This is a genomic window from Acinetobacter sp. CY79 (assembly GCF_059515845.1).
On record NZ_JCAKMY010000002.1, the window covers coordinates 107,812 to 122,930 of the forward strand.

13 protein-coding genes are annotated in these 15,119 nt (G+C 39.0%); 6 read left to right on the forward strand and 7 right to left on the reverse strand.

The features are described from left to right. Positions 1 to 72: 72 nt before the first annotated feature. From rpoH to AC5YCE_RS01440, 4 genes are all read left to right on the forward strand, one after another. Positions 73 to 942, forward strand: coding sequence for an RNA polymerase sigma factor RpoH (gene rpoH, locus AC5YCE_RS01425; protein ID WP_496170606.1), 870 nt, complete (start codon positions 73 to 75; stop codon positions 940 to 942). Between the two features lie 156 nt (positions 943 to 1,098). Then, entirely contained in the window at positions 1,099 to 1,464 is a 366-nt protein-coding gene (locus AC5YCE_RS01430; RefSeq protein WP_496170608.1) for a DUF423 domain-containing protein, read from the forward strand. Positions 1,465 to 1,537: 73 nt separating this feature from the next. Further along, complete coding sequence (thiS, locus tag AC5YCE_RS01435; RefSeq protein ID WP_496150199.1) at positions 1,538 to 1,735, forward strand: sulfur carrier protein ThiS; 198 nt, start codon at positions 1,538 to 1,540, stop codon at positions 1,733 to 1,735. Positions 1,736 to 1,747: 12 nt separating this feature from the next. After that, entirely contained in the window at positions 1,748 to 2,533 is a 786-nt protein-coding gene (locus AC5YCE_RS01440) for a thiazole synthase (protein ID WP_496170610.1), read from the forward strand. A 539-nt stretch (positions 2,534 to 3,072) separates the two neighbouring features. On the opposite strand, the gene AC5YCE_RS01445 is transcribed toward AC5YCE_RS01440, so the two are convergent. Beyond that, positions 3,073 to 3,684 carry a glutathione binding-like protein gene (locus tag AC5YCE_RS01445; RefSeq protein WP_496170612.1) on the reverse strand — a complete coding sequence of 204 codons (612 nt, stop codon included), beginning with the start codon at positions 3,682 to 3,684 and terminating at the stop codon, positions 3,073 to 3,075. A 221-nt stretch (positions 3,685 to 3,905) separates the two neighbouring features. On the opposite strand from AC5YCE_RS01445, the gene AC5YCE_RS01450 reads away from it, so the two are divergent. Further along, positions 3,906 to 5,348: a SulP family inorganic anion transporter gene (locus AC5YCE_RS01450; protein ID WP_496170614.1), complete on the forward strand. Its 1,443-nt coding sequence runs from the start codon at positions 3,906 to 3,908 to the stop codon at positions 5,346 to 5,348. 84 nt (positions 5,349 to 5,432) lie between these two features. Here AC5YCE_RS01450 and AC5YCE_RS01455 read toward each other — a convergent pair whose 3' ends face one another. After that, positions 5,433 to 7,934, reverse strand: coding sequence for an ExeM/NucH family extracellular endonuclease (locus tag AC5YCE_RS01455; RefSeq protein ID WP_496170616.1), 2,502 nt, complete (start codon positions 7,932 to 7,934; stop codon positions 5,433 to 5,435). 255 nt (positions 7,935 to 8,189) lie between these two features. On the opposite strand from AC5YCE_RS01455, the gene trmB reads away from it, so the two are divergent. Next, positions 8,190 to 8,906, forward strand: a complete 717-nt coding sequence (gene trmB, locus AC5YCE_RS01460) for a tRNA (guanosine(46)-N7)-methyltransferase TrmB (RefSeq protein ID WP_496125678.1) — start codon at positions 8,190 to 8,192, stop codon at positions 8,904 to 8,906. Between the two features lie 52 nt (positions 8,907 to 8,958). Here trmB and AC5YCE_RS01465 read toward each other — a convergent pair whose 3' ends face one another. The 5 genes from AC5YCE_RS01465 to AC5YCE_RS01485 form a co-directional block, all read right to left on the reverse strand. After that, on the reverse strand, positions 8,959 to 9,735 hold the full coding sequence (locus tag AC5YCE_RS01465) for a Rossmann-like and DUF2520 domain-containing protein (protein WP_496170618.1): 777 nt from the start codon (positions 9,733 to 9,735) through the stop codon (positions 8,959 to 8,961). Between the two features lie 149 nt (positions 9,736 to 9,884). Beyond that, the gene (locus tag AC5YCE_RS01470) at positions 9,885 to 10,901 is read right to left on the reverse strand and encodes a DUF1311 domain-containing protein (protein ID WP_496125723.1); all 1,017 of its coding nucleotides are present in this window, start codon (positions 10,899 to 10,901) and stop codon (positions 9,885 to 9,887) included. 122 nt (positions 10,902 to 11,023) lie between these two features. Beyond that, a complete protein-coding gene (locus tag AC5YCE_RS01475; protein WP_496170620.1) occupies positions 11,024 to 12,550 on the reverse strand; it encodes an OmpA family protein in 1,527 nt (508 codons plus the stop codon). A 221-nt stretch (positions 12,551 to 12,771) separates the two neighbouring features. Beyond that, on the reverse strand, positions 12,772 to 14,007 hold the full coding sequence (locus AC5YCE_RS01480; protein ID WP_496170622.1) for a dihydroorotase: 1,236 nt from the start codon (positions 14,005 to 14,007) through the stop codon (positions 12,772 to 12,774). Between the two features lie 10 nt (positions 14,008 to 14,017). Next, positions 14,018 to 15,049: an aspartate carbamoyltransferase catalytic subunit gene (locus tag AC5YCE_RS01485; RefSeq protein ID WP_496125672.1), complete on the reverse strand. Its 1,032-nt coding sequence runs from the start codon at positions 15,047 to 15,049 to the stop codon at positions 14,018 to 14,020. Positions 15,050 to 15,119: the final 70 nt, after the last annotated feature.

Consider the following 15,119-nt stretch of genomic DNA (forward strand, 5'->3'; position numbering starts at 1 on the left):
TAACACCACATGCAAATCGAATTAAGATATTGTTATTGGTTTTATAACTATTATCCGATTTAAGGAGAACACATGACTGACAGCAGCAATCAATTGATGCCCCTGTCATTGTCTGCGCCTGGGGTAAATCTTGGTGCTTATATGAGCACTGTGAATCAAATCCCAATTTTGACAGCTGAACAAGAAAAAGAGTTAGCTGATCGCTATTTTTATGATCAAGATTTAGATGCAGCCAAAATGTTGGTGATGTCGCATCTGCGCTTCGTTGTGCATATTGCTCGTAGTTACGCAGGTTACGGTTTACCACAAGGCGATTTAATTCAAGAAGGCAATTTAGGCTTAATGAAAGCTGTCAAACGCTTCGACCCCAATATGGGTGTGCGTTTGGTGTCATTTGCCGTGCATTGGATTAAAGCCGAAATTCACGAATATGTCATTCGTAACTGGCGTATTGTAAAAATTGCTACCACCAAAGCACAACGTAAACTGTTCTTTAATTTACGTAGTCTAAAGAAATCGAGCAAAAAACTTACTTTAGACGAAGCAAAATCAATCGCTTTAGACTTAAATGTGACACCTGAGCAAGTGTTAGAGATGGAAGGTCGTTTGACTGCCTATGATGCTGCATTTGATGCCCAAGGTGATGATGACGATGAAAATACAACTTACGTATCGCCTGCACTCTATCTAGAAGATAACCGCTATGATCCTGCACGATTAGTTGAAGAAGAAGACTACGAACAGCAAAGTACGTCTGCTTTACACACTGCTATGGATCAACTAGATGATCGCTCACGCAACATCTTACAGCGTCGTTGGTTAGATGATGATAAATCGACATTGCATGAACTTGCCGCTGAATACAATGTATCAGCCGAGCGTATCCGTCAGCTAGAAAAAAATGCGATGGATAAGATTAAAGTTGCAATGTCATCTAACTAAATTTATTTAGCACATCAACTTTAGATGATGGAAATTCAGAATATTTAAAAAAGGGCTTTTATGCCCTTTTTTATCGATAAAATGTTGTGATTTCCGTAATTCGTATTGGTTAATTTATGCTAATGTTAGTCGCAAAGTTATAGAGCTTAAATCGCTATGTGGATTAGTATCTCTGCCATAAATCTTGCGCTCGCTGTCATGTTGGGTGCCTTTGGTGCACATGGCTTAAAAGCACGTGCTTCTGATGCACAGCTCGCTTGGTGGTCTACTGCAACAGATTACTTTTTCTATCATGCTCTTGGATTGTTGCTACTGGGAATTCTAGCAAAAGTGATTCCTCAGCTTCCGATTAAGGCGAGTTTTATACTGATTCAAATCGGTATCCTATTTTTCTGTGGTTCACTATACATCATGGCATTAGGACTCCCACGTAGCTTAGGCATGATTACACCTATCGGTGGTGCTTTGATGATTGCAGGCTGGTTAATTTTGGCATGGAATGCCTTTAAGTACGCACGATAATGCTTAGGCTACAGCCCCCTAAGCACTTAATTTTCTAATGTTGAAAATCACAATTTAAAAAAGGATTTAAGCTGTGAATATTTATCTAAATGGCGAAGTTCAGCAGACCCACTGTCAAAACTTACTACAACTGATACAGCATCTGTCACTTGATGGAAAACGATTTGCAGTTGAAGTTAATGAAATGATTATTTCTAAAAGCAAATTGGAGCAGACTCCGATTGCTGAATCAGATCGTATTGAAATTATTCACGCTGTCGGTGGCGGCTAAAACGGAGTAGTTATGCAGGATCATCCTCTCATTATCGGTTCTCGGTCTTTTCAATCACGCCTGTTGGTCGGTACAGGTAAGTATAAAGATCTTCAAGAGACTGATTTAGCAATTCAAGCCAGTGGTGCTGAGATCGTCACACTTGCAATCCGACGTGTCAATATTGGGCAAGACCCAAGTCAACCGAATTTATTATCAGTTATTACCCCTGAAAAATACACTTTACTGCCAAATACGGCGGGTTGCTTTGATGCCGATACAGCAGTGCGGACTTGTATGTTAGCGCGTGAATTACTTGATGGGCACAACTTAGTAAAACTTGAAGTTTTAGGCGATGAAAAGACGCTGTATCCAAATATTATGGATACCGTTAAAGCTGCTCGAACCTTAGTGGAAGATGGCTTTGAAGTCATGGTTTACACATCAGATGATCCAATCGTGGCACAAGAACTGGAAAGTATCGGCTGTGTCGCAATTATGCCTTTAGGCAGTTTAATTGGTTCTGGGCTTGGAATTTTGAACCCACATACCATCTCGATTATTAAAGAAAATGCCAAAGTCCCTATTTTAGTTGATGCTGGTGTTGGAACTGCCAGTGATGCAGCAATTGCAATGGAACTCGGTTGTGATGGCGTATTGATGAACACAGCAATTGCCGCTGCACAAAACCCAGTATTAATGGCATCAGCCATGAAAAAAGCAGTAGAAGCTGGACGTGAAGCGTATCTTGCGGGTCGTATGCCCCGTAAACGTATGGCAAATGCAAGCTCACCTGAAACGGGATATTTCTTTAAATAATCAATCCAATTATTTTAAATTGAAAATAATTGGATTGATGACAAGCTCACATTAAAAAGGATGCCTAGACATCCTTTTTGATTTAAACAAACTAATGGGATTGAAATTAACAAAGGCTTACTCAAGATAGAATTTAGTTATTTTATGGCATGTGGAGGATGGGAATGGCCAAGGCATACTTATACCTTCAGATAACAAAAGCAAAAAATGCAACTGATAGGTTTTGATTACAATAGCTTTCATCGCGCCTCTGGAGAACAGAGTGCAAGTAGTTATAATTTTTCTACACTAAGGGTTAAGCGTAGCAATGGCGGCAATCAATTCGAGGATGGTCAAGCTAAAAACACATGGAACAGTTTTAAATTCAACAAACCATTATTGCTAGAGAACATTAATTTTGATGATTTCTATACGCAATTTGAATATTAAAAAAATCCAGCGGATTAAGTACAAATCACCCAAAAAATTGTTCAGCTTTCATCAATAAAAAACAGCTTCCTGATGAAGCTGTTTAATTTTAAAGATTAACAATATTTAAATTAGGCAATCAAACCTTCGTCACGCATCGCAATTTGGACAGACTGACGCGCAGCAACTTTGTCACGAATGGCATTGATATTATTGTACGGCGTTAAATCATGTTTAATGCCCTTTGACCAGTTGGTGAGTACAAAGAGATATGCATCTGCTGGCCCAAAATTATCATCGACTAAATAATCATTATCTGAATCACCAATTGATTTATCGATAAATGTCAAAAGACGATCAATCTCTGCATAAGCTTTCTGTTTTGCCTCGTCAGAAAGTGGTACACCAAAAAATACGGCATAGGCATCATGCAATTCAGAGTTCAAGTATCCCAACCATTCAAGCACTTTGGCACGTCCCAACCCTGAAGGTGGGATCAAATCTTGCTTAGGATCATGCTGAGCTAAGAAAGGTAAAATTGCGACGTTCTCAGTCAAAATTAGACCCGGATTGATTTCTAAAGCAGGCACGTAACCTTTCGGGTTAATTTGATAGTAATCGTCCCCTTTTTCAGTTTGATGGTTTTTTATATCTACTTTTACTAAGTCAAAATCAACATTTATTTCATTTAAAATGATGTGAGCAGCAAGTGAACAAGCACCTGGCGAATAATACAACTTCATATATTTTCCTTGTCTTTTAACTTAGTTTTTTACTTCTATTAGTTTTAAATCGCTTCTGGTTTTTTTTCAAGCTGAAGTGCTTTTAAATTTGCAAGCAAGCGTAAAAAATCAATCTGAAACTTGAATATTCATTAAAACCTATACTCGTCCAACTCATTTTTATGCTTTTCATTTACAAATAACTTACCATACCCCAAATTTTAAGCTCTTGGACAATTTGCGTGATCAGCCTGAAAAAAGATGAATGGTTTTCTAATATTCGCACTGATGTACTTGCTGGTCTGGTCGTTGGATTAGCATTGATCCCTGAGTCTATTGCCTTTTCTGCGATTGCAGGCGTTGATCCTCAAGTTGGTCTATACGCATCATTTTGTATTGCCGTCACCATCTCTTTTTTTGGTGGCCGTACAGCCATGATCTCGGCTGCAACGGGTGCGATGGCTTTACTCATGATCACTTTAGTTAAAGAACATGGTTTGCAATATCTTTTAGCTGCCACTGTGCTGACAGGTATTATCCAAATGATTGCAGGTTATTTCAAAGTGGCTAAGTTAATGCGCTTTGTTTCTCAATCCGTGGTCTATGGATTTTTAAATGCCTTAGCTATTTTAATTTTTGTCGCTCAACTCCCTGAGATTTCTAGAATGGATTTATCAGGCTATCTATTTTTAGCTTTAGGTCTTGCGGTCATTTACTTATTTCCTTATCTCCCCAAAATGGGTAAAGCGATTCCATCTCCTTTGGTCTGCATTATTGTATTGAGTTTACTGGCGCTTTTGCTTGGTTCAGATATGAGAACAGTAAGTGATCTTGGACAGCTCCCAGGCACTTTACCGATTTTCTTGATTCCTAATATTCCATTTAATTTAGACACATTGCTGATTATTCTGCCCTATGCCATGACGCTGGCAACAGTCGGTCTGCTTGAAACCATGATGACGACGACTGTGATCAATGAAGTCACTCAAACTGAGGGCGATCGTCATCAAGAATGCCGTGGTCAAGGTGTTGCCAATATCGTCAGTGGATTCATGGGTGGAATGGCAGGCTGTGCCATGATTGGTCAATCAATTATCAATGTTTCATCAGGTGCGCGCACACGACTTTCAACATTAGTGGCTGGGGTTTTCTTACTCTGCCTTGTGGTGTTTTTTAAAGATTGGTTGGCTTATATCCCCATGGCGGCTTTAGTTGCAATTATGGTGATGGTGGCTTTAACGACTTTCAATTGGGATTCAGTCAAAAATTTCAGCAAACATCCAAAGCAAAGTAACATCGTGATGCTCAGCGTGGTTGCGATTGTACTTGCAACCCATAATTTGGCACTGGGTGTCTTGGTTGGTGTAATGCTTTCAGCGCTTTTTTTGGTGAATAAACTGGAAAGTGAGGTGAAAGTTCAATCTGAGCTAGAGGGAAATAAACGTATCTATGTGGTGAAGGGTCAAATCTTCTTTAGTAGTTCGGAAAAGTTTTATCAGTTTTTTGATTTCGATGAATCCATTCCAGCTATTGAGATTGATTTAACCCATGCGCATATTTGGGATATTACTTCTGTGAACATGCTCGCTAATATTGTCTCAAAGTTTGAGTCTAAAAACATTCATGTTGAAGTGATTGGATTGAATCAAGCCAGCTCAACACTCATTGATCGAGTTTGTGATTAAGCCTGTGTTTAAGTTTGAAAATAAAAAGCCTGAGTCACTTCAGGCTTTTATAGTGGACATCTATAGTAGACATCAAAAAAAAGCTTATGCTTTTAACCATTTTCTACGGGTAATCAATAATCCCAATAAACCTACGAGACTCATCAGCGTGGTCGAGCCTCCCCCTGATTTATTCGAACTACTCTCTGGCAAAGCAGTACTTTGATCATTCAACTCTAAATCGACAATAACTGGATCATGATCTGAAGAACGATAAGCATCATCTGCATAAAACCCAGCAATCTGTTCAGGTGTTTTAAATTCTTCATTATAATCAAGCGCAGTCGGTTCATCTGCATTGATATGCCAAGCAAAGCTTCTTTTCACCAATGGATACAACGTTGCATCCGCAATCGCATGGTCTAGATTGCCTGCACCACCATAACCTTCGGTATTACTCGCTACACCGAATACATAACTATATGCAGATTGACCTTGACCTATCTTTTCATCATTTAACAATATTTTATAGTTAGCTTGTTCAAAAGCTAAGATTGGATCTTCTTTTGCATAGCTATTCAAATCACCCACCAATAAGTAATTTGGCTGTTTAACCTGCGTTGGATTTTTGGCAATCCATTGAATCAGCTTTTGTACAGCCGTCAGACGTGTTGCATTCCAACAGCCTTGTCCATCTCCCTGATCTGCATCTAGTGAAGTGAGTGAATCTGGACAACTACCCTTAGACTTTAAATGATTAGGAACCACGGTAAATGTTTTACCGCCAGCAATCGGTTGGAATGTTTGGGCTAAAGTTACACGATTTTTTTCGGTTAAATCATCATAAATCACTGCATCATTTACAGGTTTAACGCGCTTACTGTTATAAATAATCGCAACAACAATCGCATCACTTCCTAAGCGATCAACTTTTGGAGGTACCACATATTTCCAGTCCACCCCTAAAGCACGAGTCAGGTAAGCGATTGCACTTTTTTCATCATAGCCATTATTTGCAATCTCCATCAAACCATAAACATCAGCATCTATTGCTTTGATGGCACTGATAATTTTTGCGTGTTGTCGGTTAAATTCAGATACTGAATTTGCACCACGTTCAGATTTCAAACCGTTCAATGAAGCATTGTCATAATTAAGCACATTAAATGCAGCAACACGCGTTTGCTTAGAATCTTTAGCAATTATAGGTTTTCTAGGGTTTTCATTCACGATAATTTCGGGGTGCTTATTATGAGCCATTGGTTGAATCCGCCAAGCGCCATATCGATATTCTAAAATCCCTTCTACATTTTTGATCTGATACCCTGCACGTAGGGTATTGGTTGCATTAAAACCCAAAGGAAGCCAAGGTGTTCGATTTTGCTGGTTATAACCATCATCCAGTTCAATTTTTGAAAGTTGGTTCTGTTGTGCTAATGATTTTGCTTCAGCAGATTTTGCAGGAAATAAATTGGTTGGAATATATAAGCGCCCAAGACTTAAAGACAACTGTCCATAGCGACCATAGTTATAATTTTCACTGACGGTTAACTGCTGGGGTAATCTCACCCACATGCCTTGATAGCGTTTAGCTGAATGCCCAGTGCTACCATTGATGCTCTGAAATGGTAATTGCAATGGTGTCGCGCTGACAGCACTTAATGCATTACGATCACAAGTGCTGATTTGACTGCTCAATTTGTCAATCTGAAGTTGATTTTCATATGTACTGAGTTGACCTTGCAAAATCACTTCATCACCAACATCTCCCCCCTGAATTGCACTAGCCTTCGGTGCATAAACAAAGATTGCATTGCTCACATTTGCCTTTGCTTGGCTATCTTTAGTTTGCAAATAAAACCCTGAAAATCCATTGTCATAACGATAATCTGCGGTGATCACGCCTTTCACGGTATAGGACTTATTTGTCTCAGCAGATTGTAAATCAGCAATCGCTGTAGTCGGTGCGCTACATTGAATTGACCCTAGTGATGGTTGAGGTTGAGCAGTTGACGTCAAATACTGCTCAAATGCATTGCGGTTTGACCATTTGATCCAGCTGTTATTCAGATCAAAAATGGATTCAGGATCTATACTTTCAACATCATTTTTTAAATTTTTGCGTTGAAAACTATTCCCTTTAGAAATATCTGCCCAACCGGTCGGAGGTTGCTCGCCAACACGACCAAAACGATCAATCGCTTTACCTTTATGATAAAGCACTAAGGCATCATCTCCATTAAATGCTAAATTCGCGACTTGATGAACTGCATCGCCTAATGCTGTTTTGAGATTATTATGCCCCACCAAATATTTTGCTTGAGTGGGTAACTGTCCTGATAGCTTGATCGTAAGATTAGGTGAAGTGCTTTTATTGGCAAACTGACGAATTTCATACTCTGCCAAATTTACCGTATTCGAATCTGGATTATAGATTTCTAAACCTTTTTTATTGTCATTACCATCAATATATTGGCTGAATAAAAGCGCTGCTTGTGAAGTCGTGAAGATCGTGCTTCCACCTATCAATGCGATGCAAAGACTGACGCTTTTGAGCTTTAAATAATTCGATGTTGAGTTAGATTTTTGAAGTTTATTTAATTTCATTTTTTAATTCTGAATATTCATTATTGAGCTTAAATTATCCATCCCACATGACAATTTCATGATCAAAATATGACTGATCGCATTAAATTACACATTAAAACAATTCTGATTTCTTCAATGCCAACAAATTAAAATTACCTTAAAACCATTTATTGGCATTCAAAACATAAAAATAAGATGAATTCGCTGAAAAAATTTGACTTGATATCCTGAGCACTTAAAATACCGCATTCATTTTTCTCTTTTGCCTAGGTTATGTCGAACGATCAATTAGACCCACAAGTTGTAGAATTGGACAACTTGAATGAGCATCGCGAAATTGTGACATTTATGCGTCGTTCTTCACCGCTAAATACGTCTCAACGTACTGCACTTGAACAATATGCTCACCTAATTCTGGAATACCCTGTTGGCGATTTACGTCAGCATTTTGAGCATCCTGAACGACCGCTCACAGTGGAAATTGGTTTCGGCATGGGTCGTTCACTGGTATTGATGGCGAAAGCAAACCCTGAACGTAACTTCGTAGGAATCGAAGTACACGTACCGGGTATCGCGCAGTGCGTCTATGAAGCAGGCATGGCAGGTTTAAGCAACTTACGTTTACTTGATGCAGATGCGATTCAAGTGCTACGTGAAATGCCTGATAACAGCATCAATGCGATTCAGCTGTATTTCCCTGATCCATGGCAGAAGAAGCGTCATTTTAAACGTCGTTTTGTTTCACATGATCGCATGCCATTGGTTGAGCAAAAACTAGAAATGGGTGGCACATTCCATTCGGCGACAGATTGGGAACCATATGCAGAGTGGATGTTAGATGTCTTAGATAATCGTCCAAATCTTGAAAACTTGGCCGGTAAAGGCAATAGCTACCCACGCCCTGACTGGCGTCCTCAGACTAAATTTGAACGTCGTGGTCTAGAAGAAGGTCACAAGATCAACGATTTTTATTTCAAGAAAATTAATTAATCACAACTGATTCATTGTCATATAAAAAAAGGGCTTCGATTGAAGCTCTTTTTTATGATGGTTGTCTTTTCAAAATCTGCTCACTCATCAACTGATAGATGTGCTGTAAATCCTCACGCCCTGTATCCACTAACATTTGTTGATGCTTATTCAAAATATTGTGATCACCCCGCATTGCAGGTCCCGTCTGTACAGCCCTTGGATCATGTTGGGTTGCTTTATTGGCTGTTTCTAAAATTAAAGGATAAAGCAAATTAAAATCCACCTGCTGAGCATCGACCACTTGCTTCGCCATGTCATAGCAATAATTACTAAAATTACAAGCAAACACCGCAGCCAAATGCAAACTGAGTCGTTGCTCAGAACTATACTGATAAACACGCTGACTGATTTGACTTGCCAAGGTATTTAATAATTCTGAGTCCGGTTTTAAGCTTGCCTCAACAAATAAAGGCGTTTCAGACCAATTTATTTCTTTCTCAAAACTAAAGGTTTGCAAGGGATAAAAAACACCTGATCGCGCATGATATTGAGTCATCAGCTTTAGATGCGTACTGCCCGAAGTCTGCACAATCAAAGTCTCTGGAAAATGTTCATTTAAAGCATGAATTACTTCCGCAATGGATTGGTCACTTACCGCAATAATGATCAGATCAACTGGCTCACTCAGTGTTTCGAAAGTTGAACAAGCTTGAGCATTGACCTGTTGTGCCAGTGCTTTTGCTTTGTCTAAATTCCGGCTAAAAATATTCACGATTTGATGTTGTCTCGACAATACCTTTGCCAAATGCGTTGCAACTCGCCCTGCCCCGATTAAACTAATGCGCATATGACCTTATCCCTTAGCTGAACTAAATCATGTAATGAAACTGATCTTAAACTGATTCCAAAACTATATTCAAAACTATATTCAAAACTTAAAGAAAAAGGACGGTAAACCGTCCTTTCACTGTACACATAATTTTAAATCATCATAGATCAATTAAAAACGTTATTTAAATAAACAATACGTTCATTGGTTCTTTGATTGAAACATTGGTCATATTGCATCTGTTGATTGGTTTCTCGCATCGCTTCATCCCAATATTGATGATGCTTTTGATATGTTTCCAAATCGCTCTCTTTCATGTCATAGACAGGTTTTTGTGCCAGAACTTTACAATCCACATCACGCTTTTCAAACCAATCTGCTTGATCTTGTTTTAATTGTGTTTTTTGCTCATCACTAAAACGATCCCAAGTCATATTTAAGCGTTCAACTACTTTTTGTTTGTCCTGTTCAATTTCTTTCTTTCGAATATCCATCGCTTTTTGTGCAAGTGCCATTTGTTCAGTACGTTGTTGATCATAACGCTCCGAAGACTGTGCTAATTCTGCATTCTCTTTAATATAAGCTTCATACTGCACAGCCAGTTGAGTAACACGAACCACTGCATTGATGACTTCATTTTGAGCATTAATACTGAGATTTATGCCTTCTTTATCGGTCTTAAGAACATCGTATTGAATATTACCTTTTAATGAATCACTTTGAAGTACGAGAGGAAATTCACCTGCTTCCAATTCATCTTTAAGTAGCTCGTAATCACACTCATCACAAGATTTACGTTGCTCAAGAAAAGCATTTTCAGCACGTACTTGTAGCCCTTTTGGAAATTTTACATTGAGTTGAGCTTCACACTCTAACGCAGAAGTATTGGATTTATCTTGTGTGATGGTTCTGATACTCTTAAGCTCAAACTTTAAGCCATCATTGATTGTTTTGAGTAAGCTCTGATCTGCTTCATAATGATGAGTACTTCTCAAGCGTTTTTCGATTTCCTTAAGATATTCTTGTTTTAAATGTTCTTGTAAACCTTGAATATGACTTTGTTCTGTACAACTAAATTCTGTACTTTGTGATTGAGCACTCTCTTGCTGCTTAGGTTTGAATTTATCACAGCCAACCAAAGCCATTGAGCCAATCAAAAGGCTAAGCATCATTTTTTTATTGATCATTATTGTATTCATTTTGAGACCTAATTCTCATTATTTTCCGCACATTAAATCAAATAATCAGTTCAATTACGATAAAAACCTCACGAATGAGGTTTTTATTTTTGTATTGAAAATCTTTCTTAATTTTTAACTTCTACACTTTCACCCGTGACTTCACGTTGTACACCTGTTTCAGTATTGGTTACTTCAAATTCGATACGGCGGTTTTTAAACTTACCTTCATCCGTCGCATTATCCGCAATCGGATTTTCTTGGCCGTATCCAATCGCATTCAATTTGCTCGGATCAACGCCTTTTGACACCAAATAATCAACGACAGATTGCGCACGTGCTTTAGACAATGCTTTATTCTGATTGGCATCACCTGTTGCGTCTGTAAAACCTTTAACGGTAAGTTCTACATTTGGAACACGATTGATTAAGGCAGCTGCTTGATCTAATACAGATTTATTGGCGTCAGGAATGTCATTAGAGCCCGTTGCAAAGTTAATAATTTGCAAATTCAATGCCGTTGCGATATCTAAGGGTTTAATTTGATCTGGGTTTAGACTTGCTAAAGCTTTTTCTGCATCACTGATACTGGTGTTGACCGCTTGACTGACATCAATCCCTTGCTGTGTTTTAACTGTTAAATTTGGTGTGATGGCTTTAATTTGATCTGCCAGACTTTGGATTGAACTTGGATCTGAGCCTTGGAGTGCAATCTCATTCCCTGTCCAAGTCAGCGTTGTATTTGGAGCACCTTTGAGTAGTTTAATCACACTCGATAATGCATTTTGATCAATCAATTCAGCATGATACTGCTGGCTCGAATCAATACCACAACCCATCGGATGATTAAACAGTTGCTTCACTTCTTTTTGAATATTTTCCACAAAAGTAGGATTACCAATTCTGGCTTGGCAAGTCACTAACTCACCCGCTGCATTTGTGTTTAATTGGAAAAATGCTGGCTGTGCATTTGAATTGATCATCGTAGATTGATCATTATCTGCTGCTGTTTGATCTTTATTATTGCAATAGCGTAAAAATAGACTAACCAGTAAACCTAAAATAATCAGAGCGATTAATGGTAATAGCCAACTTGATTTTTCTTTCTCTGGCGGGTGAGCAGATGTTGGCGTTGAATTAGACACATAATTGGGTGCCTCATGCGATGCAACATGCGGTGTGGCTGTTGTGTGAGGTGTAGAATGCGCCAAAGAACCAATCCCAAACCCTCCAAGTAGAGATGTTGCCCAGAGTGGTAAAGAAGATCTAATCGAATCTAAGTTTTGATCTAGATAGTGCAAAATCGCATTTTGATCTGAACTTCCTGCTAAATCAGACACTGCTCCCAATGTTGGCGCAATGGTTTGATTCAATAATGACTCTGTTTCAGCAGATGATGAGCTCTGATTAAATGCTTCTACAAAATGATTTTTAGTGAGTTGATCATGTCCAAAAATATCCGAAAGACGAGGATTCAAACTATTTTGAAGCGTATTAATCAATTCAGGTTTGGCTTTAAATATGGATAATAATATTGGAATAAATGTTGCGACAGCCGTGCTTTTTTCTTGATATAAACTAGGATCCTGTTGGTTATTATCTTGATTTAACACAATAGGGACAATTCGATCTTTGAGTAATTGAATTAAATCCATTTCTCGCTCCTTATTCATCTTATTTTAAAGTTATACTTCAGAATACTAATCTTTATTGTGCATAATATTTATTATAATTATGTATTTTATTTGATCACAACTTCATTTAACAAAATCATGATTGTTTTAAGCATGTCATAAAAAAGCCAGCCGAAGCTGACTTTAAATTATGCATATTTTGAAATTAAAATTTTCAAATCAACCTTTCAAAAATTTAGAAATTAAACAACAAAAACTTGTTCAGTTTTTCCAACCAGTGTCTGCCCCAATAATGGTGTGTTCTTCCCTTGAGACAAGATCGTGTCCTTTGTAACAACCCATTCAACTTTTGGATCAATCAGCACCCAACCAGATTCGGCTTTCCAACGCTCTAACATGTTGGCTACTCTTGCCGCCGCAACTGTTACTTTTTCAACCCATTCCAAAGGCTCAAACAAACCTTCGTTAATCAGTTGAATACCAAATGGCACATACGTATCAAATGCGGTCATCCCGGGTAAAGTTTCTGCAAATGGTGCTAATTTTGCTGAGCTACTTAAAGGTTCATGATGGGTACAAATCGTATCGATCACACCCTCTTTTAGACCTTGACGTAACAGTTGTTTATCACTTTCGGAACGCAACGGTGGACGAACATGAGCCAATGAATTAAAACCATCGATGAGTTGTTCAGTTAAATGCAATTGATGCATTGCTACGTCACAAGTCACATTCAAGCCTTTATCTTTGGCAATTTTGATCAGCTCAACCGATGCGCCACATGACAATAGTCCGAAATGTGCACGTACGCCTGTTGCTTCAATCATCAATAGATATTTAGCAATCGCAATGGTCTCAGCCAATGCTGGAATCATCGGTAGGCCTTGACGAGATGCAATAAAGCCTTGATGCACACAACCATCTTTTGCGACCTGCGGTTCTTCCGCGTAAAATACAACAGTCATACCCAAACCAGCAGCATATTCCATGGTACGCAGTACCACATCATCATCAGCAAAAGCTGCTGAAGCATTGGATACCGCAGTACAGCCACCTTTTTTGAGTGCAGCCATATTGGCAGGTTGATTCCCCTTTAAGCCCTGCGTTTGTGCACCAATGACTTCAAGGTAGATACCGCCATCCAACATCGCTTTTTCGACCAAGCCATGAATCAGCGCACCATTGTCTTGCACAATCGGCTGTGAATCAGGTGGTGTGAACACATGCAAAATTCCATTTTCACGTGCAGCACGACCTTCAGATTTCAGCGTACCATGTTGTTGTTGACCTGGTTCACGTAAACGTGCACATAGGTCAACCATGGTCGGCATTAGCCATTTACCTTGCCCATCGATCGTTTCAGTTACATTTTGCGACTCAGCAACCAATTTGCCATTTTCAATATAAACAGTTTCAACTTGATCTGTTTTTTTGATCGGGTCTAAGACACGGACATTTTCAATTTTTACAATAGTCATGACTGATTCCTTAAACCGTAATCGCTTCGATTAAACCGTTTTCTGATAAACCCTGTTCCTGTAACTGACCTTGCATCGACAATGCAAGTACCGCCATACGTACCGCGATCCCATTAGTCACTTGATTCAAAATCACCGCTTGCGGGCCATCAGCAATACTCGAGTCAATTTCAACACCGCGGTTCATTGGACCCGGATGCATCACGATGCAGTCTGGTTTTGCCATGGCTAAACGTTCTTTATTTAGGCCGTACATTTTGTAGAATTCAGCTTGAGAAGCTAAAGCAGGTGAATCAATACGTTCATTTTGAATACGTAAGGTAATGATCACATCACAGTCTTTAATCCCTGCTTCCATGTCATTAAATAGACGAACACCTTCTCCATATTCTTCAAAACCAAACGGCAATAGAGTATTCGGTGCAATCACGCGAATATCTTTACAGCCTAAAGTTTGAAGCGCTGCCACATCAGAACGAGCGACACGAGAGTGTTTAATATCGCCAATAATGGCAATGCTAATATCTTCGAAGTTCTTTTTGGTCTCACGGCGGATGGTCAGCATATCAAGCATCGCTTGCGTCGGATGTGCATGACGACCATCCCCTGCATTGATGATGGCAACGTTTGGGCAAACCGTTTGGGCAATAAAATGTGCCGCACCAGAAGATGAATGACGCACTACGAAAATATCCGCTGCCATCGCTTCAAGGTTCCACAGCGTATCTCTGAGCGTTTCACCTTTTGATGTGCTTGAACGTGCAATGTCAATATTTAAGACATTGGCAGATAGACGCTTTGCAGCAGCTTCAAAGGTGGTACGAGTACGTGTAGAATTTTCAAAGAAAAGATTCATCACAGTACGCCCTTCAAGCAACGGCGTGGTGATTAGTTGGTTTTGTTCATTAAAAAAAGAATTCGCTGTATCTAATATTTTTGTAAGCGTTTCTTTGGAGAGACCTTCGATGGTGAGGAAATGTTTTAAATGTCCATCTTGGTTCAGCTGAATCTGACTCGGGGTATGTAACGACGCCAAGTGCATGAGAGATTCCTTATACGTTAAGTCAACGTATTATACAGACATTGCTGTGAATTGGCAGTCTTCAACCTCA